The following is a 24,335-nucleotide window of genomic DNA, read 5'->3' on the forward strand; positions in this document are numbered from 1 at the left end:
CGTTGCATGATAATTTTCAGGAAGCGATTGAACCAGTTTCAAATCATAATAAATCTGATATGGAAAATTGGCGCTGGCGATCTAATTCTTGAAGCCGCATTTTTTCAGCATAGAAAGCTTGGTAATATGAGTGCCATTTTTCCGGTTCTACCTGAGGATCTGTTCCATCGAAAAGTTCGCGAAAATAGCGGTAACGCTTCTCTCTTATGACAGCTTCCATTGAAGCAGTTGCTGCTTGAACCAGTTTTTCATGGCGGAGTAATATTTCTTTTTGAGTTTTCTCATTTAAATGAAATAAGTGAGCGACTAATTCTGTTTCTTCAGGAAACTCCAGACATCTATCTTGTACAGTTGATAGTAAATTGGTTTCCATTTCATTTGGAATTTCCAAAATTTGTTGCCACAAAAATCGGTGATGAGAAAGGCTAAATTGCAAATCCCTTTCTTCTAGTGCTGCAACTATAGCTTGACGATATTCTTTATAATGCAAGTAAATTCGCAGTAATAAAGCTTCTGCTTGTTCTAAAAGAATCTGTTCGGGACTGAGAGCAATGGAGGTGTTGTCCGGTGTGTTTGTGCTTTCTTGTTGATGCGATCGCCGTATCTCTCTCTCTTGCGGTTTGTATAACTTAGGCGGTAAGACTCCTTGTCTGGATGAAGCAGGAATTTGAGACAGCAAATTTTCTACTCTTAGCGGTACTAATCTGGCATCCCCTTGAGCTAAAATTTCTGCACAAGAAGAAACATAATGATTGCGTGTATCAGAATTACCAATGTTTTTCAGTAATTTCACCATTTGTTGCGACACTTGCTGAAAGTCGGTAGCTTTCTTTAAGTCGCGGTTTTTTGTCATTTGCTGAATTTGCCAATCAAGCCAAAGAGGAGCCGTGGCTAAGAGATGTTTGTAGTTTTCCGGGCTGTTTTTCAGCAAGTACTCATCGGCGTCTTTGCCATCAGGTATGTTGAGAATTTTTAACTGAACTTCGCCACTGTACGCAAGTGCTGCAATTTCTCCTATGGCTTTTTCTGCAGCATTTGTCCCCGCAGCATCAGCGTCAAAATTCAGTATTAACTGTTTGGATTCTGTATAACGCAAGCAGGCGCGGACTTGTTCTAAACTTAGGGCTGTCCCGAGGGAAGCAACAGCATTGGTAATACCCGCAGCATGGAGAGCGATCGCATCAAAATATCCCTCCACAACTACAACACGATCTTGTTGGGAAATAGCTGCTTTAGCTTTGTCCAGAGCAAATAAAGTTTTCCCTTTGAGAAAGACTTCTGTTTCTGGGGAATTTAAATATTTTGGCTGGTCATCTCCTAACGTTCTACCACCAAAACCAATAACGCGCCCGAGTACGTCGCAAATCGGAATCATGATGCGATCGCGAAACACGTCATAATAACCATTTCCTTCCTTGCGAGGTTTAATCAAACCTGCTTTCTCTACCAGTTGTACGGGGTAATTTTTATCGCTGACCAAATAACGGTGAAGCGTTTCCCAACCGGGGGGAGCATATCCAAAACCGAAATGTTGAATTGTTTCTTCTTTCAAGTGGCGTTTGGATTGCAAATACTGCATTGCATTCTCGCCACTGCGCTTGAGAGCGTGTTGATAGAATTGTGCTGCTACAGCAAGAACTTCATACAGTTGCTCCCGTAGAGAAACCTGACGTTGCAATTCTTTCCATTGTTCGGGTTCTTGAGTTTTGACAGGAACTTGGTAACGCCGTGCTAAATCCAAAACCACTTCACTAAAAGAGCGCTTTTCCAAGTCCATCAGAAACTTAATAGCATTTCCTCCCGCTTGACAGCCAAAACAAAAGTACATTTGTTTGGTTTGGCTGACAGTGAAGCTCGGGCTTTTTTCTGAGTGGAAGGGACACAAACCTAGATAGTCTTTCCCGCGCTTGCGTAGGACAACGTGTTCCGATACGACATCATATATATCAGCTCTGTGCTTAACTTCATCAATTGTATCTGGGTGCAAGCGGGGGATGTGCATTTGGAAGCGGCTAATAGCTAATGGTGAGACTAGCCCTGGAGGCGGGTCTCCCGCCGTAGGGGACTAGCGTATAGCCCTGCGGGCATAGCTTCGCAACGCGAAGCGTCTCCGTAAGGAGATACCCAAAGGGCTAATGGCTCATGGCTAACGGCAATTCACAATTAGCTATTAGCCATTAGCCATTAGCAATATTATATTCATTGGTGCGGAAGTACGCTTGGTACGAAGAAGAAAATCTCGTTATACAGGAAGCAGGACTAATTATGGGACGTATTTTTCTGTCAGCAGCTCATGGAGGTAAAGAAGCATCTGGTATCGATCCGGGTTCAATCGCTGGAGGTACCAATGAAGCAAAAGAAATGATTCTCCTGCGAGATCTGATTGTTTCAGAACTGAGAGCGCGTAATATTGAAATTTTGGTAGTTCCCGATGATTTGAGTGCTCAGCAGACCATAACGTGGATCAACTCCCGTGCTCGTCAAAAAGATGTTGCTTTGGAAATTCATTGTGATGCAGCTAGCAATCCCTCTGTACGTGGTGCCAGTGTATTTTACATTACAAATAATGAAGATCGCAAGAGCCATGCTGAGTTACTGCTTGTAGGGCTACTGCGTCGCGTTCCTCAATTGCCTAATAGAGGAGTGAAGTCAGATGCAACGTCGGGAATGGGAAATTTAACATTTTGTCGGCAAACATCCGTTCCTTCCTTATTAATGCAAGTTGGTTTTCTCTCGAGTCCTGAAGATCGCACTTTGCTGCAAACTCGCCGTCGTGATTTTGCTGTAGGAATTGCTGAGGGTCTAGTTTCTTGGAGTCGCGAAGTCAACTCCGCTACAGCTACGGAACCTGAACAAGCGACTTATCAAGCAATCCATATCAATATCAATGGACAAAATTACTCAGAGCAAGGAATACTCATCAACGGGAATGCTTACATTCCCGTCGATTTAGTAGATCGCTTGCGAATTGATTTGTCTAAAGCACCCAATGTCCGTCGTGTGACTTATCGCCGGGTTGTTTACGTAAAAGCTGTTGAACTGCGCGAGTTTAGTATTGCAATTTCTTGGGAAGCCACCAGTCGCACTTTATCCTTACGCTCAATTTTACAAATTTGCCCCGGTCAAATTGACAGAATTATGTCACATGGTAATGCGTCGGAAGTGCAGTTGCAAATCTTTTTAAGAAATAACAATGAAAATGCCATAGTGCAGTTTCCCGACTTACCAAAACTCTACAGGGAAGAAGCTGCGATCGAAGGGGTAAATTATGATATTGCTTTTTGCCAAATGTGTTTGGAAACTGAGTTTTTACAATTTGGCGGGGATATAAGATCCGAACAAAATAATTTTGCTGGGTTGGGTACTATTGGTGGAGGTACAGAAGCTGCTTCGTTTGGGAGTGCTAGAATTGGGGTTCGGGCACATATCCAACATTTGAAAGCCTACGCAAGTTTGGAACCCTTAGTGCAAGAAGTTGTAGATCCGCGATTTCGATTTGTGACAAGGGGTATTGCTTCAACGGTTGACCAGTTATCGGGAAGGTGGTCAGCCGATTTGGACTACGGGAATAAGATCGTGGCTATGCTCAAACGACTTTATGAATCAGCAGGGTTACTGTAAGTGTTGGGCGTTGCTGCGGAAGTTGCGCTTACGACACCCTTACATTAGAAATGTGCGGCTATACAAACAAAGCCCGCCTACGCGGGCTAATTCGATGCATCTTTATACAAAAATGGTATACACATCTTTATAAAGAATTGATATAAGAATATAAATATGAATCTTTGTGAGTTAATAAAGTTGGTAGAAACACTATGAAAACATTTACTGCCGCGCAATTACGTCAAAATCCATGAGTTATGTACTAGCTCAGCACTGTTGAAATTCTACGATTTAATGAATTAAAGCGGTTACAAGAAAAGGAAAGGCTGATTTCAGCAGGTCAGTATTCTTAAAACTATGAAATCGGGAGGGAAAAATGCTTAAAAGTTATGAAGCTATTTTTGAAAACGGTCAGATTAAATGGCTAACTTCAGAGCCGAAAGTATCATCTGCCCGTGTGATTGTGACAATTCTGGAGGATACCACACCAATAAAGCGTCGGACTCCCCCTGCTTCCATCGCAGGTAAAGGTAGAACCTTAGGCGATCTGGTTAGCCCTATCATTGAAGAACAGGATTGGGAATGTCTCAAGTAATTATTCTCGATACCCATATCTGGATTTGGTTTATCAACCAAGAGTTCGAGCGATTTCCAGCGCACTGGCGAGAAATTATCGAAACTGCTGACTTAGTGGGTATTTCCCCAGTATCCTGCTACGAAGTTGCTCTCGCGCAACAACGAGGACGACTGGAATTACCTTGCACAGCCGATCTCTGGTTTCAGATGGCTTTGGAACCAACTGGCATTACATTGTTGCCACTGACTGCTGAAATTGCTTACTTAGCAGTCAGCTTATCTCCTGTTCACAAAGACAATGTGCGATCGCTTGATTATCGCTATAGCACTAAATTATAAAGCGAAGCTAGCCAGTATTGACGGCTTGTTTTCTCAGTATCCATAACTCGATAAACTCTTAATCAAGTAGGGTTCATTAAAGTAAGAACATGATTAACATTTTTACAAAAATTTCATTATCTACTTTTGTATTTGCTAACATCACCACTTTATTAGTATTGCAGACGGTCACAGCTAAACAATTACAAACAAAAAAGCAAATGAATCAAGCAATACCAAGAAATTCAGAATTGCGAATATACCCTGCAAATAATAACCTACCAGAAAGTCGCTTGATTCCGCTTGACCGTGTTACTAAAAAGTTTAGGAATATACAGATAACCGAAGCAAAACTTACAACATATCAGGAGTTTGCAGCAAAAATGGGGCTTTACAAATCATCGATTTCTACCAACCGAATGGTGTGGATAGTGACTTATTTTGTCCAAGGTGAGTTGAGAATGTCTAAAGGTAGAAGTATCTGCACCGATCGTGCTAAAATTGTGGAAGTCATCGATGCAGAAACTGGCGATTCTTTTGGTAGAGCTATTCACTGTCCTCAGGAAAATGAGATAGATTTTATGGCTATCCCTAAAATATTCTAATAATAACTAGGTTGAAAAATTCAAAAAGAGGATAATATTTAAAACAAGGAGAGAAACAAATGATGGCACCAATAGAACTGAGAAAAAAAGGTTATCAAATTTTAGTGGAACATTTGGGTCAAGTTGATGCTATCCGGTTTTTACAACAAGTAGGATGGAGAAGCCGTGACTATACACAAGAAAGATAAGAATTGCTAGATAAAGTAACAATAGAAGAGTTTTGGTAAGACCTTCAGCGCATTAGAAATAGAAAGTAGGTTAAACTCGATGCTTTGACAGAATAGAGTTTATAGCACGATAATGCAATTACTTACAGGGAGCGATGGGGGAATAGGGACATGTTTTCCGGGGTTTGCATAGACCATTTAATCGTAACTAATTAACAGGACTTAATATTCAGATGCGATCGCAAAATTTCATAAGCAGCTGCATGGTTGATTAAGTGCTAGACACGGCTCTGGGAAATTATTACCAAGAGAATGGGTCTAAAGCCTCGCCCTTCTAGGGCGACTTTATTTGTGTTATAATATTTTGCGTAGAAGTTTTCCACGGAAAATGATTGTTTTAGAATTCAAAGCCAAAGGGAAAACGACTCAATATACTGCCATTGATGAGGCGATTAGGACGGCTCAATTTGTTCGCAATAAGAGTATCCGTTTTTGGATGGATAATCGAGGCGTGGGACAAAAAGAAATGTATCGCCTTAGTAAGTCATTGAGAAGAGAATTCCTATTTGTAAAAGCTCTGAATTCTAGTGCTTGCCAAGCTTCTATTGAACGGGCTTATAGTTCTATTGCTCGTTTTTACGACAACTGCAAAAAGTCTGTTCCGGGTAAAAAGGGATATCCAAAGTTCAAGAAAAATTCTCGCTCAGTGGAGTATAAAACCTCTGGGTGGTCACTTTCCGAGACCAGGAAACAAATAACCTTCACCGACAAAAAAGGTATTGGTACGCTCAAGCTGAAAGGAACATGGGATTTAAACTTCTACCAATTAGAACAGGTAAAACGAGTTAGATTAGTTCGTCGTGCTGATGGGTATTATGTTCAATTTCTGATTAGTGTAGACAACAAATTAGAAACACAACCCACAGGGAAAACCATTGGTTTGGATGTAGGACTTAAAGAATTCTATACCGACAGCAATGGACATAGTGAACCTAACCCAAGGTTTTATCGCACAGGAGAGAAACGTCTAAAATTTAGACAAAAGCGCGTTTCTCGTAAAAAGAAAGGCTCTGCCAACCGTAAGAAAGCTATTAATAAATTAGGGCGAGTACACCTCAAAATAAGTAGGCAACGTGAAGAACACGCCAAGAGACTGGCGCGTTGCGTAATCCAATCTCACGACTTGGTATCCTATGAAGATTTGAGGATTAAAAATTTAGTGAAAAATCACTGTCTCGCTAAATCTATTAATGATGCTGGTTGGTATAAATTCAGAAAATGGTTGGAGTATTTTGGGGTGAAGTTTGGCAGGATAACTGTTGCGGTTAACCCCGCCTACACTTCTCAAGAATGCTTCAGTTGTGGCGCAATAGTCAAAAAATCTTTATCTACAAGAACCCATGTTTGCGAATGCGGCTTTGTAATAGATAGAGACTCGAATGCCGCTATCAATATTCTGAAATTAGCCTTGAGTACCGTAGGGCATACGGGAACTTGGATCTACTATCCGAACGCTTCAGGAGATTCGACCTCTACTCATACTGGAGAAATCCTGTATCAGCAAGTTGGGTCTGTGATTGAAGAATCTTCGCCCTTATAGGGCGGAGAGTGTCAAACAGCGTTCCAAGGGTTAATCAACCTAACCCCAGCCTGTTGAAAATCTGCTTCATTGCGTGTTACCAAAGTAAAATCTTTATTTAATGCAACAGCGGCAATCAATGAATCTATCGCTGCCATACGCTGACCATTCAGCTCTAATCTACCATTCAACGTCCCCCAAGTTCGCATGACATCAATGTCAATTGTTAAAATTTTATTGCTAAAGCGAATCAGTAACTCATCGTTTAACCATGTATGTAATTCTGTTTTGCGTTTAGAGAGAGGCAATTTTTCAATACCTTTACAGATTTCACCTATTGTAATTACACTCAAGTAGATGAGATCGGGATTAAGCTCATCAATCCATTCAACCACTTGTTGATTTGGTTGCTTCGCAATCAGTTCGGAGATAACGCAAGTATCGAGCAAATAACTCACAACGCCACATCCTCTCTAGCATCGCTCTTGTCCCGACTCAAATCCAACTCAACTTCTGCTAGCGGTGATGTCTGAAAAAACGTAGAAAGCTTTTGCTGGGCAGACAACATTTTTTGATACTCTCGATAAGAAAGAACGATCGCTACTTCCACTCCTCGCTTGGTTATTACTTGGGGACCTTGATGGATTGCTTCCTCAATCACTTCGCTCAATTTGTTTTTAGCTTCTTGAAGTTGCCATTGCTTCATAATTTTTAACTGGCTAGACTGTCTAGATAGTAGCAAAAGTTAGGAGCGATGGCAATCTCTGGGTTCTGGTGCGTCAGGACTAGTTAAATAAAAAGAAGTAGAGGAGAAGCAACAGCAGGAGAAGCAAGGAGATGAGTAAATTTAAGTATTAAATGTTGATTCAATGGTCAGAAGAAGACAGATGCTTCTTGGTAGGATTTTCTGATTTCCCTGGACAATGTTGGCGGACTCATGGGGATAGCTATGAGGAAGCAGTTGCAAATGGTATTGAAGCCCTAGAATCCCTAATTATGGCTTATGAAGCAACAGGTGAACCACTGCCAGAACCAAAGGTTAACAAAGCGGCTTAGTTGATTAAAAAATGACATATATCACATCAAAAACACTTACCAAAATAAATTTTCTCTCCCAATAATGCTTACATCGTTACCGTTTACCATTTAAAACTAGCTTTACACCCGTACCGGGAGCTAAAGTTACTCCCCGCCGTTGGGGAATCTCTGGTTTGTTGCTTGCTAAAGTCATTTGATAGCGGGATATCATTGTGGCGAGAACTAGCTTCATCTCAAACAATGCTAAAGCTTCGCCAATGCAACGACGTATTCCACCTCCAAAGGGGTAAAACTCATAGGGAGTAAACTGCCTTTCTAAAAACCTCTCTGGCTTGAATTGTTCTGGTTCTGGATATAAATCTTCACGACGATGAGTTAAGTAAATACATCCGTAGAGCTTTGTACCTGGTTGTAACTGGTAGCCCATTAATTCGACAGGTTCTTTCACGGCTCTAGGTACTGTTAGCATTGCAATTGGGTAAATCCGCAAAGCTTCGTTACAAATTGCTGTCAGATAAGGTAAACGAACAATTGCCATTGGATCTGGATTTGTACCTAGAGCTTCTAACTCATGGAGCAGTTGGTTTTGGACGCTTGGCGTTCGATGTACCCAATACAGTGCCCAAGCAACTGCCGTAGCTGTGGTTTCATGACCTGCTATTAACAGCGTCATCAACTCGTCCCGCAATTGTTCATCTGTCATTGCCTCGCCATCCTCATCTTGTGCTTGTAAAAGCAATGTGAGAACGTCTGTACGTGAAGGATCGTGCTGTTGACGGCGCTCTTGAATTTCAGCAAACAAGAGCTTATTGATTTGCTGTTGTTTTTTGAGGAAGGAACCCCAAGGACTCCACGTCCCGAAATCTTTTTGAAGAGATGGAAAGAAGAGCGAACCCGATGTAAAAGGCGATCGAAATTCATTTAGTAAGTCAACGATGGACTGTTTGATTTGAAAACAACGCTCCCCTTCATAAATCCCGAAGACAACATTGAGAATAACTTCTAGGGAGATTTCTTGCATAAGAGCCCGTGCAACGAAAACCTGACCGGGAAGCAATTTGCACATTGCTTTCTCAGTGAGTTCGCAAATGCGTTTTCCATAAGAGAACATCCGATCGCCATGAAAAGGTGGCATCAAAAGTTTGCGTTCTTTCCGATGGCGATCGCCTTCGAGCACAAATATGGAGCGATCTCCTACTACGGGTTGCAAAAGCCTGTTAGGAGGAGCGATAAATTGATTGTTATGACCCGAAAAAATCTGCTGAAGTGCTTGGGGGTCGCTCACGAATAACAAACACGAGTCGTTCCCAATCACTGGTGCATTGAAAATATCACCATAGTGCTGTTTCGCAGCATCCATGTAACCCAGGGGGTTGGTAATCCACTGAATTTTCTGCAGCCACTGAGGGGCTTGAGATCCTTTGGGGAGTTTTCCTTGCGCTTGGGTCATTTTATTATGTAAAGTTGGCTCTTCAAAAGAATACTGCTTAGATTATCATTATCTGTAAAAAACAGTTAAGCTGCCCTTGCATATAACTTGTATATTCTAAGATTTTGGCAAAACTGAGTAAAACCCTCCCCCTCTCTCCCACTCCCCCCTTCTTCCCCTCAGCCAGCATGAGAAACTTAAATGCCTCACTGCTTATCAGGCTGATTTGAAGAAACGAATAATCTCGCGCACGTGGTCTAAAAATTGCCCATCAGTCGAAAGCTGTGCTATTGCTTGTCGTGCTTCTCTTGCCAAACGTTCGTGTTCTGTCTGATTGGTAGCACGTAACTCTTCAATATTAGCAGCAAGACGGGCTAAGTCTTTGCGAGTTTCGTCTGTGTAAACTTGCTGATTCGCAGCTAGGGAGTAGGGTTGTTCTGGATTCAGTTGTTCTTCTAGGCGCTTGACAGTATCTTCAAGAGTACGGAAACGAGAACGGAGTTCCACTATATCTTCACGCGGATACGTCCATTCTTGGCGAATCATTGTCAACCTTGCATAGAGATACTCGTAAGCGCTGACAGCCGGACGCAACCCAGTCAATAACAAAGCAGCACCAGAACCGATGTAACCGACTGCACTAATACCAGCTGCAGCAAGAACATAAAGAGCGATCGCTGAAATTAAGTGTAACGCAATGGCAACCAAAAGCGATCGCTTAGCCAAAACCCTGACATAATCTAACTGTTTTTCATCCACTGGAATACCTTTTTCAGTAGATTGTGCAGCTTCCGCCAAAACTTCTTTTGCTTGAAAATGCACGTTCCAAGGTACAGTGACGATCGCGAGCAACCACCAAAAACTTGCACCACCAATAACCCAATCCAGGAAATTTCCAGTCGGTACGTGAAACCATTGCAGCAAGCTAAAAACCAGCAATACGAAAACCAAAACACCAATACTGGAACTGATAAAAAAGGTGAAATACATTTTGCTATATCTCCGAGCGCGGTATCACCTCTATCTTTGACGTGAATTGGACGTAAAGCAGAAATGCTTGTGATGGTTTTTCAACTGAATCCTGCGATCGGTAGATCCTCACTATGAAAACGATCCAGAACGTTGTGTTCTTGGTGACTCCGTTTCCCACTAACAACTAACGAACCAAATAACTCCGCCAAGAACCTTTAACCCCACTTTCAGGAAGCAGTAAACGCCAAGTTTTACCTTCTTTCTGAAGTTGTAGGTAAAGTTCAAAGGGTTTTTGAGATTGCTTTATTTGCCGTTTTTGTAACTTGAACGTAAGTTCGTAGGTTCCTCGAACGCGGTAAGTCAGTAAGTTTTGAATCGTTAGGGGTTGTTCTTGAGTAATTGACAGTCGGTTAATTTCAAATCCTTGAAAATTTAAATCAAGTTGTTGGTTGAGTCTTTGCTGAGTTTGCTCTACCTCAAGCGTAAGTGCTTTTTGAACCAATTGGGAGGTTGGTGCAAGTACACTCGTCGTACACGCACTCAGAAATCCCAACAGGATTAGGCTGACAATAAACCTCATTTTTACTCAGACTCCTGTGTGTTCTTGTTTGTCTGTCAAGTTTGATTGTTCCGCTTTGACTGAATTAATAAAAAACTTTATCGAACTCACGTTAATAAACAGCATAGGACAAAACTGCTCTCTTGTTGAAGTGTAAAAATTTTGACGCTCTCATAATAAAGTATTTAAACTTTCATGTATCTAAATAAATAAATTTTTGATAAATCTAAAGATTTATTACCTGTAGTAAAGATAAACTATGAGGGTACGCAAATACTGAAAAATTGTGTATTCCCCGTCAATTAACAAAAAATACGTAAAACAAGGTGTTTTTCAAGCTTTACAAAAACTGATTTATACAAAATCCTTGAGGCTATTTATTTGACGGGCACAGACAGAGAACTCCGTATTGCCTCTCAGTAATCTTATTGACTCAAGTAACAAATCTTCAAGAAAAAAATATCCGGAGAACAAGCCTTAAAGCTGAATATTTGAATACTGTAGGACATTAACCCTGAATCACCCGTTTTATAAAATCACTATAAAATTTGATAAAAATATAACATTTCAGACAAAAAAATGCGTAAAATCCCTAGTAAGGGCTGAAATAATATTGTTTCATAATTTACCAATAAAACAATGACTATTGCTACGCAAGTACGTAATCGACTGTTCAGAAACCTCTATGAAATATCGTTTGTAAAAAATAGTGCTGATTTAGAATATCAGATTTTTGTAAAAAATCATACCAAATGTTTACCTGCTTTATCTGATACCGACCGAGAAATAGTAGAGACTCTGAATACAGAGGGAGTTGTCATTACATCATTAGAGGCACTCTCACTTCCTTCAAGCCCACAAATGTTTGAGGCGGCAAAAAACTTGATGCCAAAGATACCAACAATAACCTCTGGAGAAAAAAATGAGTACGTTGTTCATGCCACTTCCAAACAAATAATGGCATCTCCAGAAATCTTTCTTTGGGGGCTAGAACAGCGTTTACTAAATATTGTTGAGAATTATCTTGGTTTGCCAGTAGCCTATCACGGTGCATATTTTCGTAGAGATATAGCCAACATCGTTGAGAAGAAATCAAGGTTGTGGCACATGGACACAGAAGATCGAAAACTGCTCAAAATCATTGTTTATCTGAATGATATTAATGAGGATAACGGTCCTTTTCAATATATTCCCCAGTCTTTAACTCCAGAAGCCACCCGCGCTCTTAAGTACAAGCATGGCTATATCAGACACACAACCATGAGTCGAGCCATCTCCCCCTTAAATCACAAATCTTGCACTGGGTTAGCAGGAACAGTCGTTTTTGCCGGCACTGCAAGCGTTTTCCATCGCGGGAAGGTACCTGTAGCTTCAGATAGATTTGCCATATTTTACGACTATACTTCCAGGCAGCCAAGGTTCCCATTTTATTGCAAGTCTTCTTTACCAGACGAAGATTTGCTTCTTCTTTCTAAAAAGTTTTCCGAACAACAGCAGCAGTGCGTTTTTTGGCGGGGTAGCGTGTAAAGTTTACTTGAGGTAAAACAGCCATCCAACACCAACGATCGCAACTACAGCACCTGCAATAGCTCTCAAGCTGACTCGCTCTCCCATAAATTTGGCAAGAGGAATCACAAATAGCGGGCTAGTCTGCATTAGAGTGGTCGCAATTCCGGCTGCTGTAAATTTGACAGCAGTCTGTTGCAACCAAATTCCTAAAAAAGTACCGCAGAAGGAAGCAAAGATCGCTGTCATTACAAATTGTCTTGAGTGTAATGTTTTTCCCTTATAGTTACCTTGCCTATTTCGTAAGGTAAACCAGATCAGGAGAACTAACTCGGCAGCACTTAAACGCAGTAAAGCTGCCCATAATGGGTTTATACTGCGATCGATAAATGCTGCTCGTGAAAGCACCATTCCTGTAGCGTTTGTTATGACTGCTAGCAAACTAAAGCCGATTCCTTTCCAAAAAGGAGATGCAAACAAAGGTGCTGCTACATTCCCTGTCTCTTTAGTTTCGCGTGTCCGTGTCCCTTCATCGGGAGTGCGTTCTGTTATCACCCAAGCAACTCCCAGAACAGTTAGCAGAATTCCGCACCAAGCGCTCAAATTTATTTTTTCTTGTAAAAAAATTAGAGCGAGTATGGCTGCAATTGGTGGAGCAAGGGTTCCTATAACTAGAACGCGACGCGCTCCTAAGTAATTTATGGCTGCTAAAAAGGCTGTATCTCCCAAGCTAATACCCACAATGCCGCTTGTTAAGAGCAAACACAACGGCAAAACAGTTATATTAGGCAACCATTCTCCAGTTATTGGGATGCTTAGTAAGAGAAATGCGATCGCGATAATCCCTTTAAGCAGATTCAGTTGTAACGGCGGGATGCGCTCTCCCAATCGACCGTAAATCGTTGATGCTACAGCCCACAGACACGCAGCAGACAAAGCCGCTATTTCGCCCTTAAAATCTGTCCCTGAAAATATTAAAAAAATATTAAAATTATTATCTATCACTTTTCAAGCCAGATAAATCTTTAATAATTTAAGATAAACACCCTTATAAACATTAGCACTCAATGTACGAAACTGCTAAATTTTTTCCAGACAAACTTTAGCACTCTAAGAGCTTTAATGCTAATTTTCAAGGGTCTGGAAATTAGCACTCACAAGGCTTTAGTGCCAATCTTCTTAGTAATTTACTAACTTCTTTCAGAAGACAAACAATTGTTTTTGAGTACAACATTTTTAAAACTTAAGACTGCATAAAAACATTCACAAATTGGGAGGATGAGAATGAAATACGCATTTGATATTGTAGGCGTGTCTTCAGTTGTGGATTTTTTCACGCACCAACAACAGATCTGGCAAAAATCTCAGGAATTAGCTTTGGAATATGTTAGCAGCCACAAATGCACACTTGATGCGCTTATTCAATCCGTAGAACCCGTACCTCCCAAATGGGGTTGGGAGAAAGATGAGGTTATAAACAGTGTGATTAATTTTTGGCTGGATCGGTCCGAGAGTATTTGGTATTGGAACTCGCGTTTAATAGATGCTGGAAGTGATAATTTACTGGTTGCAAGAATTGCAGACATTAAGGCTTTACAAGCCGAGTTTGACTCTCTCCTAAAAGATGGATAAGGTAACCCTCCCCGACTATCGCAGTACGGGGATTTGTCCTCCTCCAATGACATCGACCAAAACCACCAGGGCAAACACATCTAAAATTAACAAAACTAAATGGACAAAAAACTTAGTTTGTGTACTTGACGCATAAGGTTTTTCGTTAATTTTATTTTTTTTCCTTAGACGTAAGGTAAAAATTATCATGGCTTTAATTCTCAATAAATAGGTTTTAGTGCGAAAAATTAGGTGTTTATTGAGAATGTGCTATTTTTATTGACAAGGTGCGTTTGTCCTGCCAAAACCATAAAAAAAATATTAGCAACTAAAGTATTCTTGAATATGAAACTTGAATATCTTCAATTGGATATTTTGGAAGAAGAAGCAAAAACGCTTTCTCCTTATCATAAAATTGCATTTGCTGCTTCGATTTGTGAAAGATTGTTGCCCAATTATTATATCTTTGCTAGAGAATCTGACTGGAATACTTCATCATTGCTGAGAAATGCTTTAGATGAAGTATGGCTTCTTCTTGAAAGCAAATACATTTATGAAGTTAAGTTGCGTCAGTTGATAATTGATTGCGAACAGGCGATTCCCCACGACCACGATAATAATTTTTCTGAATATGTTTCTGAAGCTCGGTATGCAGCAGCATCGGTCTGCTATGCTTTAGAACTTTGTTTAGAAGGGAATTCAAAGCTTGTCAGAATGGTAGCTGACTGTGCTTATGAGACTCTTTGGATATATTTGAATTGGCAAGGAGAATATTTAGATGATAATTGGGAAAATGAAGCTTCTCAAGAACAAAAAAAACAAGGAAAGTGGGAAGAAAAATCTTTGGAAGAGCAAGAAAAAATTATCATTAACCACCCTTTTACGGTAAGAGAAATGACAAAAGAAAATGAGGACTTGCAGCGCCTCAAAGAAACGCCTATCTTGACCGAAGAATTTCTGCAATGGCTGCGAATTTCTTCTAACAACGACGGAAAAAGTCTTATAGATTTATCTTGAGAGCCAATTAGCAACAACATGAAAAGTCAAATTATCCAGACAGAAGAGAAGATGGCAGAAAGATTCACTCCAGAAAAAATTCATTGGTTTCGCCAACAAATGTTTAGCTGGGGAAACCAAAACAGGCGAGACTTTCCCTGGCGAAAAACATCAGATCCCTATGCTATTCTCGTGGCAGAATTTTTATTACAAAAAAACGATGTAGAGACAGTAGTTCCCATATATGAATCTTTTCTGTTTCGCTATCCTACTCTTATACCAATTTAATATAAAGCTGCATACAATTAGCCTGCGAAGGCAGGCTTTGTTTGTATAGCCCCACTCTTCTAGAGTGAGGGCAATAATGTGCAACTTCACATAGAATTGGTATTAGATGTATTATTCCCCGACGCAGCCATCGGCTCGAAGCTAGGAATCACGGTCAATTGTTAGATATTAACTAGATGAGCAATAGCAGTAGCCAAGATATTAGGTTCAATCGGCTTAGATAAATGAAGCGTAAAGCCAGTTCCAAGTAATTGTTTTCGAGCCGCCTCACCGGAAAATCCAGTAAGAGCGATCGCGGGTATTTTACCACCTCGTTCGGGTGGTAAAGATCTGATTTCCTTGATGAGAGTATAGCCATCCATACCGGGCAATCCGATATCGCTAACTAGCAAATGTGGCGGTTGTTCGATCAACGATACCAGTGCCTCATGTGCAGAAGCAACAGCACGGACAGAAGCACCATAACTTTCTAACAGAACTACTAAAAAATCTCTATTTTCTTGTTCATCATCCACAACCAGCACGCGAACTCCGCTTAAATCCAAGACATCATTATTTTGAGTACTTTCTGACTGCGTTAAAGAGGAAGAATGTATTAATGGCAGCCTCACGGTAAAAGTAGCTCCCTTACCATCACCAAGGCTTTCTGCTTGAACGGTTCCACCATGTAGTTCAACTAAGTGACGAACGATAGGGAGACCCAAACCCAAGCCGCCAAACTTCCTTGAGTAACTGCTATCTTGCTGGCGAAAATAATCAAATATATAAGGTAAAAAATCTTGTTTAATACCTTTGCCCGTATCGCTTACTTGAATTTGAGCATATACATCAATCTTTTCTAAACGAATTGTGACGCGTCCTGTAGATGGTGTAAATTTAACAGCATTAGAAAGTAAGTTCCAAATCACTTGTCGCAAACGCTTGGGATCGCCAAATACCAAACCTACATTGCGATCGAGTATAGTGACTAGTTCAATTGATTTAGCTCGAGCGGCTAGACGGACGCTTTCAATGGCAGATGCAATAGTGGTTGTCAAATCGACAGCAACCGGATTTAAGGTTAATTTACCGCTCAAAATTTTAGAAACACTCAGCAAGTCATTCACAAGTTGTATCTGCAAGCGAGCGTTACGTTCAATCGTTGCTAAAGCCTCAGTGGTTTTAAGAGGATCTAGCTTACCACTTTGTAAAAGTTTTACCCAGCCTAATATAGGGTTCAGTGGTGTTCGCAGTTCGTGAGAAAGCACGGAGAGAAACTCATCTTTGATACGGTTGGCTGCTTGAGCTTGTTCCAAAAGTTTAGTCCGCTCTTCCTCCGCCCGTTTGCGTTCGGTAATATCTCTTAAAGACACAAGATATGCTATCTTTCCATACCACTCAATTTCTACCACACGCATTTGAGCAATTTTGTCCGAGCAAGAGTTTGCTACACTATTTTCTTTATTGCAACCACAAATATCAACTTCTGTATTGTCACCACATACAACAGGAAAACCAAACAATTCACCTAATAGTTCCTCCTGTTTGCAACCAAAGAGATCCAAAGCCGCAGGGTTAATAAACCGTACAATACCTTGCTTGTCAACAACTATAATCCCATCAGCGTTCTTTGCTATCAGTGTTTGCAGCTGTGCTTCAATTCTTTGCGCTGCTGCTTCTATTTGCTGAATGTGCTCTTTTTGCTGTCTGAGTTCTGTTGTTTGTTTTTGCAGTTCTTGCTCTAAATCAATTTTTGGCGATTTACTCTTTATCGATTGTATTTTTTTAGCAATTATTTGTTCTATAATTTGGGGAAGTTGCGCCAATTCCTCTTGTAACAGGTAGTCTGTAGCTCCTCTTTTCATGCATTTTACAGCCATAGAGACGCTATTTGTACTGTTAACAATGATAAAAGGAACATTCTGTTTTTGTGCTTGTGCCAAACGCAATGCCTCTAAAGCCTCCATGTCTTTTAGGCAATCTTCAACCACAATAACGTCCCATTCTAAATGTAAATGAGAAATATAATCTGCTTTTGTTGAGATACAAGTATACTTATAATTCTTGGCCAAGTTACCCTGACTTAACAAAGCTGGGATATTCTTTGTTTTTTCAGGCGAGACCAATAGAAGCAATATATTACATTTAGCATCCACTTTTTTAGGTTAACTTTGGTAAGTTGTTTATTATAAGTAAATCATAATCACTTTTTGAGTCGAGAGCATCTTACCCAAAGACTTATGTTTGTAACTCTTCCTATAGGAAGAGAAGAACTCCTACTAAATTTCAGGGCGATCGCTCTCGCGGAATATTTAGGTCTAAGATAACTGTTTGAGTGTCTGATAAATCCCCGACTATGCGTACTTTTGGCAAAGGAAATTCTTTGATTAAAGTAGGGGTTAATAAAATCTTTTCACCTTCAGCAACTAGTGGCTGCTCCAGCACATCAATAATAATTATCTCGTGTTTATTTTTCAGATAAAATTCACACAACTGAATTAGATTGGAGATGGCTTGCCGAGACCTCTGTGTATACCCGGTAATATAAAGTTTGAGCAAATATTTATCACTCATCAGTCTTTTAAGTCATAACCTATGTATATTTACTTTTCTTCATCAGAGTTATTATAAGTTTGAGTAATATTTTTTTATTCAAACCAACGAAGTATTTCTCTTAACCGATAGTTAGGGAGGCGGAGCTTCTGTAGTATGCCAATGAGTTATTTTAATTCCGTCAAAATGGTTACAGACAAGGTACCTAACTTCTTAAATTAGTTGAGACTTTGAGCCTTTCAATTCCTATAAAACAGATAGGATTGCTATAGATAAAGTAGGCACGATTATTTGATTGAAGATGCTGCAAATTCGTTCTAAAACTCAGAAATGGCAACTGCCATTATGGTCGATTGTTATCAGTCCGTTTGTAATTTTGTTAATAGGAACTGTCAGCATTACTAGATGGTTATCTTGGCGAAGCGAGCAAGAAGTTATTTATGGTACAGTTAGTCAATTGCAAACAGAAATTAGCAATCGCCTCCATGAAAAATTAGAGAATTATCTAGAAGCTCCCCGCATTATCAATCACATTAACTCGACTGCTATTGAACTCAAGCAGTTGGATCTCAATCATAGCTTTGCCCGGTTTTGCGGATACACTGCACATCTTAAAGGACGGGCAACAATTATTGTTGCGTTAACATCAAGTGCGCTCGAAGAAAACAAAGCTCTTATGCTTTCGGCTGGGTGTGATGATTTTGTTCGCAAACCATTTCTGCAATCTGTCATTTTTGAAAAACTGGCAGAATATTTACATATTTCATACATCTATCAACAGATAGATGACAAAAAGTCAAATAAAGATATTTCTTTTGCTGAGATTCAATCACATCTTTCCAAAATGCCCAGATCTTGGATTGTTCGACTTCATCAAGCTGCCACCCTTGCAGATTTAGACCTGATGATTCCTTTGATTCAAGAAATTTCTGAATCAGATTGTATGATATCAAATGCACTCCAAACTTTAGTGAATGACTTTCAGTATGACTGCATAATGTATATAACTCAACAACTTATAAAACGCGAATAGCAATTGCGTTTACTTTTTGGAGAACTCAGAACCATAAACTTCTTTTTATCTAGAACTGCAAATCATTATGGCTGTATGTAAGGGTGACATTTTGATTGTTGACGATACACTAGAGAATTTAAGATTTTTGTCAACAACGTTGATAGAAAGGGGATACAAAGTACGGAGCGTTACGAGTGGTGCCATGGCACTTGTTGTGGCACAAACTGCGCTCCCCAATTTAATCTTGTTGGATATTAGGATGCCAGAAGAAGATGGTTATGAGGTTTGCCAGCGTCTAAAAATGGATACACAGACGCGTGAAATTCCCGTGATTTTTTTAAGTGCTGCCAATGAAGTCATAGATAAGGTGAGGGCATTTGAGGTTGGAGGTGTAGATTACGTTACTAAGCCATTCCATTTAGAAGAGTTGCTTGCTCGCATTGATACACATCTCAGTCTTCAAGCAGCGCGACAAGAAATTCGGAAGTTAAATGTAGAACTTGAGGAGAGAGTTCGCTTGCGTACCATTCAACTAGAACGGGAGATTGTGGAACGCCAAAAACTACAGGAAAAATTACTGCATATAGCACTCCACGATAGCTTGACTGGACTATTAAATCGTGCTTGGCTTATGGAGCGGTTGCAACAGTTACTCGAACATGCACAGCAGTATCCAAATTTTTTATTTGCTATTCTGTTTTTGGATTGCGATCGCTTTAAAATAGTCAATGATTCTCTTGGGCATCTCGTAGGAGATCGACTGTTGATTGCGATCGCCCGTCGCTTGGAATCGTGCCTTCCTCCAGGTAGTACTCTAGCTCGTTTGGGAGGCGATGAGTTCACAATTCTTTTGGAAAATATTCAAAATGTTCAGGCTGTAACGACAGTCGCAGAGCGCATCCTCCAAGAATTTACAATTTCATTTAAAGTCAGTCAAAGTGATATCTTTAGCAATGTCAGTATTGGAATCGTACTGGGCAATAAGAGCTACGAACAGCCAGAACATTTACTTCGTGATGCTGATACAGCCATGTATCAAGCTAAAGGAATAGGCAAGGGTTGCTATCAAGTTTTTGACCCGGCAATGCATCATCATGCCTTAAATTGTTTGGAAATTGAAACCGATTTGCGGCAAGCTACAGAACAGAATGAACTTATTGTTTACTATCAGCCAATTGTATCCTTAACGAGTGGTAGGATAGTAGGCTTTGAAGCTTTAGTTCGCTGGCAACACCCAAAACAAGGGCTGCTTTCTCCCAATCAGTTTATCTTTATTGCAGAACAGTCAGAGTTAATTATAAAAATCGATTTGTGGGTGATGCGGGAAGCATGCCGTCAGCTTCGTCTTTGGCAAAATGAAGGATTGATTGCAGATTCCATAAAAATGAGTGTTAATCTTTCAGTCAAACATCTTACCCGTACCAATCTGATTCAAGAAATCGATAGTCTTTTACAAGAAAGTCGGTTAGATCGCCGGGATCTCAGGCTAGAGATTACTGAAAGCGGTATTATGGGAAACGCTGAAATTGCTGCTAGTATTTTAGAGCAATTAAAATACCGAGAAATCCATTTAAGCATTGATGATTTTGGTACGGGCTACTCTTCTTTGAGCTACCTACAGCGCTTACCCGTAAATACGCTCAAGATAGATCGATCTTTTATCAGTCGCATTCAAAATGACGGGCAAAATACTGAAATTATTCGAGCAATTATTGCTCTGTCAGATAGCCTGGGAATACAAGCGATCGCAGAAGGTGTAGAAACGTCTTCTCAGTTACAACATTTGAGAACATTGGGTTGTGCGTTTGGACAGGGGTATTTCTTTTCTCCTCCTTTAAATGCTGAATCTGCAATGCGGCTACTTCAAACCCCTCCACAGTGGTTGTGAGGCAATTGCTCGAGCTTAACTAACATATTCATGCGATTTTACCGATCTCGTACAATTTTTTTCGCAGTCAGTATAACTGATGTAGCATAGGTCTTTCAAGATAGCTTACTCTATTCTATAGAGGAAAATATGCCAGAGACATTTTTAGCAACTAGCTGTGATTTTAGTTTATTACAAGAAATTAGTGCGTGTCTTTGTCAAACAATTATTACTATTAGATAAAACTGAAAATTTTATCGAATTACTCTTGTCTAGAATAAGCCTCTTTTATGACTCTTACCAAATTAATTTTGATCCCCTAGTTTGACGCAATATAAAGTTGTTAAAGATAGGATTGTTTGGAATTAAGCTTCCTACTAAACTGGCTTTCAAGCAAATAATACAATCTAATAAAACTTGGTATAAGTCTGCTTAGGCGGACTTTGTTTTTGTAGTTGCGACTTCGAGTCGTCTCGATGATTCTCTATCTAGAGTCATAAAAGAGTGATAAGGCGTGAAACCTGGAAAATGTGTAGGTAGGGCTAAAGCCCACGTTTGATGTTAGTGGGCATTTCACTTAACAAATTAGCCTAGATGGGCTAGGTGGGCATTGCCACCCAACATCAAAACGGCTAGGGAGCGTTTTCAATTGACTTGTTGAGCCTCCTAATTTTTTAGCTCCCCCTGAATCCCTCTTAAAAAGGGGGACTCAAGAGTATCCTAGGGTGAACAAACTGGCGAGCGCGACGCCCTTACCACAAGAAGCAAAAAAAACACAAGAAAAAGAATTATTTTCAATAAAGCGAAGACTTTTGTAACAAAGCAGTTTATCAAGTATTATGTTAATAATTATAAATAATTGTAAAAAAATCTATGCAGGATAAAGTCATCGTTATTGTTGGTGCCACTGGTGGTATTGGTTCAGCCCTGACTCGACAACTAGCCCCTACAGGCGCAAAATTGGTACTGGCAGCAAGGAATGCCGATCGCCTGACGGCACTGGCGGCTGAATTACCAGGACAAGTTTTGAGTGTTCCTACAGATATTACTAACCTTCAACAAGTAGATACACTGATGTCCAAGACGCTTGCCAGTTTTGGTCAAATTGACGTTTTGGTCAATGCAGCTGGTGTTGGGATACTCAAGTCGTACAACACTTTGGAGCCTGACGATTTGGACAAGATGCTGGAAGTCAACCTTAAAGGCAGTTTTTACACCTGTCAAAAAGCAGCCCAAGAAATGCAAAAGCGCAAATCCGGTCATATTTGTAATGTTGTGGGCATTTTGGGCAAACATTCAATGGCAATGGCTGCAGCTTACTCTGCTTCTAAATTTGGTGTTGTTGGCTTTAGCAAGTGTATGGCAGAGGAACTGAAACGCTTTGGCATCAAGTTTACGTTATTCTATTTTGGTGGAGTGGATTCTCCTTTCTGGGACAATGTGAGCTTAAAGGTAGACCGGAAAAAAATGCTCAGCCCAGAAACTGCAGCCAATGCCATTTTCTTTGCTCTATGCGCTGAACCTCAAGCAGTTCCTTTAGAAATTAATATCCAACCCGATAGTCATTTATTTTTTTAAAAGATGACTCTCCGGCTAGAGTGATAAGTAATTCAAAACACATTCATTAGATATTTAAAACCACACTTATGCATCAATTGGGATAGTCTGTAAGTAAATTTTCAGTTTTAAAAAGAAATGTTAAGACTTATTACTGATTTTGACGGTCCCATCATTGATGTTTCCGAACGTTACTACAAAGTTTATCAATATTGTTTGCAGAAAATCCAACGCCCCGGACAAGAGGTACGAGAACTATCTAAAGCAGAATTTTGGCAAATGAAGCGATCGCGTGTTCCGGAAAAGCAAATTGCTGTTATATCCGGTTTGGAAGAAGCGCAAGCGCAGGAATTTTCGCAATTGCGAAAGCAAACCGTTCATACCCAACCTTATTTCGAGTACGATACCTTAGCCCCTGGTGCTGTTGAGGCTCTGTTAAAAGTCCAAAAGGCTGGCATTGATTTGGTTGTCATGACAATGCGTCGGGAACGGGAACTAGATTATGCTTTCAAAAAATACGATTTAGGGAGATTTTTTCCAGAAAACCGTTGTTACTGTCTGAGCAACGACTACATCAAAACTCGCGATACTGACGACAAACCCTTGTTAATGGCAAGGGCTATAAGAGAACTTCCCCCTGCATTTGACACTTGGATGGTGGGAGATACAGAAGCCGATATCATTTCTGCCAAAAAGCAAGGTATTAAGGCGATCGCAGTGGAATGCGGTATTCGCGATCGCTCCCAACAAGAACTTTACCAACCAGATTTAATTGTTAAGGATTTCAGTTCTGCCGTGAATTTAGTCCTAGAACAAGCATTACAGCCAGTTGGTTAATTGCGAGATTGCTAACGGCTAATAGCTAATGGCTAATGGTAGTCAGCCATTAGCTATTAGCCATGAGCTACTTTAAAAAACTACTAATAAGCCATAGCAACAAGAAAGCTACAACTGTAGAGAACTGATTCTGATTTAGATTAATAAATTGCTGTATTTGCGGTACTATCCAGGCTGCAAGAAGTCCTCCTGCTATTAGACCCAGAATTAAACCGAGAAGTGTCAATAGAACAGAACGACCAAATTTACCTTCCTTGCGACTGAGAAAATAAATACAGACACCAATACCTAACAGCAGTGTCATTTGCAACACTGGATCGCCTCCAGCTTGATAAAACACGCCGATCGTACTTAAACCGAGATACCAAACCCCTGGTAGTAAAATATCCTGAGGCGCTGGCTTATCTAATACTGTTTGCAGCCACAAAGGCGACTGCTCGCGTGGGCTCTGAGTTTCTTTGGGAGGTGCTTGTACAAGCCTTTCTGGAAACCTGATGCGTTCTGGAACTTTGATTTTGCCTTCCTGGCGCATTTTCAAGCGTTCCATTAAAATTGCATCATATGCCGCCTCTATGACTTCTAGACGCTTAGCATCGCCACTGTACTGTTCCAGCAGACGACTGCGGACATCCTGAATTTCATCGAAGCTAGCATCCTCAGATACCCCAAGTTTTTCGTAAGGATTTTGCTCGCTCATGGAAGTTTGTAACTTTAGCCTCAATCGGCGGCAATCTTTTGTTAAAGAAAAACTACTTTAAGTTGAAGTTGGTTGAAACGAATGCTTTGATTAATTCGTATAACCTACCTGGATATTAGCATGGGCAACTTCCATTGACCTAGTAGTTTTAACTATAGACACTTTAACACATGAAAAGAACTCCGTGTATCCCCTCATGCCGTTCCTTCACTGTGGCTTTACTCTAGAATTTGAGCAAAAAGTACATTCAAGGCATTTTTGATGAAAAACTATCTTTTCTTTTTTAGATTTGGCAACTTAGCTGTACCATAATACTGTTTTAAATAATTAACCTCCTAATTCCTTGTGCCATAAAGCCGCATATCGATTTAAAATTAAGACTGTTTTAAATTTCTTGCATCAGGGTAGCACAGTGTCCGGGACTACCCACTTGTCATGGCTAAGGTGAAAAGCATCTGCTTGCAGGACACAAGGTTGATCGCAAAAACCTAAATTTCAGTTCAAGGGTGGCATTACCAAAGTCTTCGCGCTTTATTTTGTTGAAAATCCTGATTACTACACTAGTATTTGAATAATCAGGGCA

26 protein-coding genes are annotated in these 24,335 nt (G+C 40.3%); 15 read left to right on the forward strand and 11 right to left on the reverse strand.

Features of this window, described 5'->3' with window-relative positions; translation table 11 throughout:
- Window positions 1-43 precede the first annotated feature (43 nt).
- Window positions 44-2,002 (reverse strand): DNA primase, encoded by a 1,959-nt coding sequence (gene dnaG / locus HC643_RS29625; protein ID WP_038081979.1) that lies wholly within the window; start codon window positions 2,000-2,002, stop codon window positions 44-46.
- A 263-nt stretch (window positions 2,003-2,265) separates the two neighbouring features.
- On the opposite strand from dnaG, the gene tftA reads away from it, so the two are divergent.
- The 6 genes from tftA (at window position 2,266) to HC643_RS29650 (ending at window position 6,869) form a co-directional block, all read left to right on the forward strand.
- Window positions 2,266-3,621 carry a hormogonium tapered terminus morphoprotein TftA gene (gene tftA / locus HC643_RS29630; RefSeq protein ID WP_038081999.1) on the forward strand — a complete coding sequence of 452 codons (1,356 nt, stop codon included), beginning with the start codon at window positions 2,266-2,268 and terminating at the stop codon, window positions 3,619-3,621.
- Between the two features lie 358 nt (window positions 3,622-3,979).
- The gene (locus HC643_RS29635) at window positions 3,980-4,198 is read left to right on the forward strand and encodes a hypothetical protein (RefSeq protein ID WP_038081977.1); all 219 of its coding nucleotides are present in this window, start codon (window positions 3,980-3,982) and stop codon (window positions 4,196-4,198) included.
- Complete coding sequence (locus HC643_RS29640; protein WP_237265961.1) at window positions 4,186-4,518, forward strand: type II toxin-antitoxin system VapC family toxin; 333 nt, start codon at window positions 4,186-4,188, stop codon at window positions 4,516-4,518. Before HC643_RS29635 ends, HC643_RS29640 begins: the two co-directional genes overlap by 13 nt.
- A gap of 89 nt (window positions 4,519-4,607) precedes the next feature.
- The gene (locus HC643_RS29645) at window positions 4,608-5,102 is read left to right on the forward strand and encodes a hypothetical protein (RefSeq protein ID WP_038081976.1); all 495 of its coding nucleotides are present in this window, start codon (window positions 4,608-4,610) and stop codon (window positions 5,100-5,102) included.
- A gap of 59 nt (window positions 5,103-5,161) precedes the next feature.
- Window positions 5,162-5,290 carry a hypothetical protein gene (locus tag HC643_RS42220; protein WP_272899916.1) on the forward strand — a complete coding sequence of 43 codons (129 nt, stop codon included), beginning with the start codon at window positions 5,162-5,164 and terminating at the stop codon, window positions 5,288-5,290.
- 367 nt (window positions 5,291-5,657) lie between these two features.
- The gene (locus HC643_RS29650; RefSeq protein WP_167844594.1) at window positions 5,658-6,869 is read left to right on the forward strand and encodes an RNA-guided endonuclease InsQ/TnpB family protein; all 1,212 of its coding nucleotides are present in this window, start codon (window positions 5,658-5,660) and stop codon (window positions 6,867-6,869) included.
- Window positions 6,870-6,880: 11 nt separating this feature from the next.
- Here HC643_RS29650 and HC643_RS29655 read toward each other — a convergent pair whose 3' ends face one another.
- Entirely contained in the window at window positions 6,881-7,306 is a 426-nt protein-coding gene (locus HC643_RS29655; protein WP_038076924.1) for a type II toxin-antitoxin system VapC family toxin, read from the reverse strand.
- Window positions 7,303-7,554: a type II toxin-antitoxin system Phd/YefM family antitoxin gene (locus HC643_RS29660; RefSeq protein ID WP_038076927.1), complete on the reverse strand. Its 252-nt coding sequence runs from the start codon at window positions 7,552-7,554 to the stop codon at window positions 7,303-7,305. Before HC643_RS29660 ends, HC643_RS29655 begins: the two co-directional genes overlap by 4 nt.
- Before the next feature lie 152 nt (window positions 7,555-7,706).
- On the opposite strand from HC643_RS29660, the gene HC643_RS29665 reads away from it, so the two are divergent.
- Entirely contained in the window at window positions 7,707-7,904 is a 198-nt protein-coding gene (locus HC643_RS29665) for a type II toxin-antitoxin system HicB family antitoxin (RefSeq protein WP_038076931.1), read from the forward strand.
- 76 nt (window positions 7,905-7,980) lie between these two features.
- Here HC643_RS29665 and HC643_RS29670 read toward each other — a convergent pair whose 3' ends face one another.
- The 3 genes from HC643_RS29670 to HC643_RS29680 form a co-directional block, all read right to left on the reverse strand.
- A complete protein-coding gene (locus HC643_RS29670; protein WP_050046731.1) occupies window positions 7,981-9,336 on the reverse strand; it encodes a cytochrome P450 in 1,356 nt (451 codons plus the stop codon).
- A 195-nt stretch (window positions 9,337-9,531) separates the two neighbouring features.
- Window positions 9,532-10,305: a hypothetical protein gene (locus HC643_RS29675; RefSeq protein WP_038076937.1), complete on the reverse strand. Its 774-nt coding sequence runs from the start codon at window positions 10,303-10,305 to the stop codon at window positions 9,532-9,534.
- Window positions 10,306-10,471: 166 nt separating this feature from the next.
- Window positions 10,472-10,867, reverse strand: coding sequence for a hypothetical protein (locus tag HC643_RS29680; RefSeq protein ID WP_038076941.1), 396 nt, complete (start codon window positions 10,865-10,867; stop codon window positions 10,472-10,474).
- 618 nt (window positions 10,868-11,485) lie between these two features.
- Between HC643_RS29680 and HC643_RS29685 the strand changes: the two genes are divergently transcribed.
- Window positions 11,486-12,373 (forward strand): phytanoyl-CoA dioxygenase family protein, encoded by an 888-nt coding sequence (locus HC643_RS29685; protein ID WP_038076944.1) that lies wholly within the window; start codon window positions 11,486-11,488, stop codon window positions 12,371-12,373.
- Window positions 12,374-12,376: 3 nt separating this feature from the next.
- Here the strand turns inward: HC643_RS29685 and HC643_RS29690 are convergent, their stop codons facing one another.
- Complete coding sequence (locus HC643_RS29690) at window positions 12,377-13,357, reverse strand: DMT family transporter (protein ID WP_082051897.1); 981 nt, start codon at window positions 13,355-13,357, stop codon at window positions 12,377-12,379.
- Window positions 13,358-13,636: 279 nt separating this feature from the next.
- Here HC643_RS29690 and HC643_RS29695 point away from each other — a divergent pair, with 279 nt between their 5' ends.
- Window positions 13,637-13,984 carry a hypothetical protein gene (locus HC643_RS29695; protein ID WP_038076947.1) on the forward strand — a complete coding sequence of 116 codons (348 nt, stop codon included), beginning with the start codon at window positions 13,637-13,639 and terminating at the stop codon, window positions 13,982-13,984.
- 15 nt (window positions 13,985-13,999) lie between these two features.
- Here the strand turns inward: HC643_RS29695 and HC643_RS29700 are convergent, their stop codons facing one another.
- A complete protein-coding gene (locus tag HC643_RS29700) occupies window positions 14,000-14,173 on the reverse strand; it encodes a hypothetical protein (protein ID WP_153021441.1) in 174 nt (57 codons plus the stop codon).
- 135 nt (window positions 14,174-14,308) lie between these two features.
- On the opposite strand from HC643_RS29700, the gene HC643_RS29705 reads away from it, so the two are divergent.
- Together HC643_RS29705 and HC643_RS29710 are read left to right on the forward strand one after the other, a co-directional pair.
- Window positions 14,309-14,980, forward strand: coding sequence for a DUF416 family protein (locus HC643_RS29705; protein ID WP_038076951.1), 672 nt, complete (start codon window positions 14,309-14,311; stop codon window positions 14,978-14,980).
- A gap of 18 nt (window positions 14,981-14,998) precedes the next feature.
- A complete protein-coding gene (locus tag HC643_RS29710; RefSeq protein WP_038076954.1) occupies window positions 14,999-15,247 on the forward strand; it encodes a hypothetical protein in 249 nt (82 codons plus the stop codon).
- Between the two features lie 161 nt (window positions 15,248-15,408).
- Here the strand turns inward: HC643_RS29710 and HC643_RS29715 are convergent, their stop codons facing one another.
- Both HC643_RS29715 and HC643_RS29720 read right to left on the reverse strand, forming a co-directional pair.
- Window positions 15,409-17,382, reverse strand: coding sequence for an ATP-binding protein (locus tag HC643_RS29715; protein WP_038076957.1), 1,974 nt, complete (start codon window positions 17,380-17,382; stop codon window positions 15,409-15,411).
- Between the two features lie 130 nt (window positions 17,383-17,512).
- Window positions 17,513-17,800 carry a circadian clock KaiB family protein gene (locus HC643_RS29720; RefSeq protein WP_038076960.1) on the reverse strand — a complete coding sequence of 96 codons (288 nt, stop codon included), beginning with the start codon at window positions 17,798-17,800 and terminating at the stop codon, window positions 17,513-17,515.
- Between the two features lie 280 nt (window positions 17,801-18,080).
- Here HC643_RS29720 and HC643_RS29725 point away from each other — a divergent pair, with 280 nt between their 5' ends.
- The 4 genes from HC643_RS29725 to HC643_RS29740 all read left to right on the forward strand — a co-directional run bounded on the left by HC643_RS29725 (window position 18,081) and on the right by HC643_RS29740 (window position 23,055).
- Window positions 18,081-18,812: a response regulator gene (locus tag HC643_RS29725; RefSeq protein WP_038076963.1), complete on the forward strand. Its 732-nt coding sequence runs from the start codon at window positions 18,081-18,083 to the stop codon at window positions 18,810-18,812.
- 67 nt (window positions 18,813-18,879) lie between these two features.
- Complete coding sequence (locus HC643_RS29730) at window positions 18,880-20,682, forward strand: putative bifunctional diguanylate cyclase/phosphodiesterase (protein ID WP_038076966.1); 1,803 nt, start codon at window positions 18,880-18,882, stop codon at window positions 20,680-20,682.
- 852 nt (window positions 20,683-21,534) lie between these two features.
- A complete protein-coding gene (locus HC643_RS29735; RefSeq protein WP_038076969.1) occupies window positions 21,535-22,239 on the forward strand; it encodes an SDR family oxidoreductase in 705 nt (234 codons plus the stop codon).
- A 117-nt stretch (window positions 22,240-22,356) separates the two neighbouring features.
- Window positions 22,357-23,055 carry an HAD family hydrolase gene (locus HC643_RS29740; protein WP_038076972.1) on the forward strand — a complete coding sequence of 233 codons (699 nt, stop codon included), beginning with the start codon at window positions 22,357-22,359 and terminating at the stop codon, window positions 23,053-23,055.
- Window positions 23,056-23,122: 67 nt separating this feature from the next.
- On the opposite strand, the gene HC643_RS29745 is transcribed toward HC643_RS29740, so the two are convergent.
- Window positions 23,123-23,752: a CPP1-like family protein gene (locus tag HC643_RS29745; protein ID WP_038076977.1), complete on the reverse strand. Its 630-nt coding sequence runs from the start codon at window positions 23,750-23,752 to the stop codon at window positions 23,123-23,125.
- Window positions 23,753-24,335: the final 583 nt, after the last annotated feature.

It is taken from the genome of Tolypothrix bouteillei VB521301 (genome assembly GCF_000760695.4).
Classification (GTDB): Bacteria; Cyanobacteriota; Cyanobacteriia; order Cyanobacteriales; family Nostocaceae; genus Scytonema; species Scytonema bouteillei_A.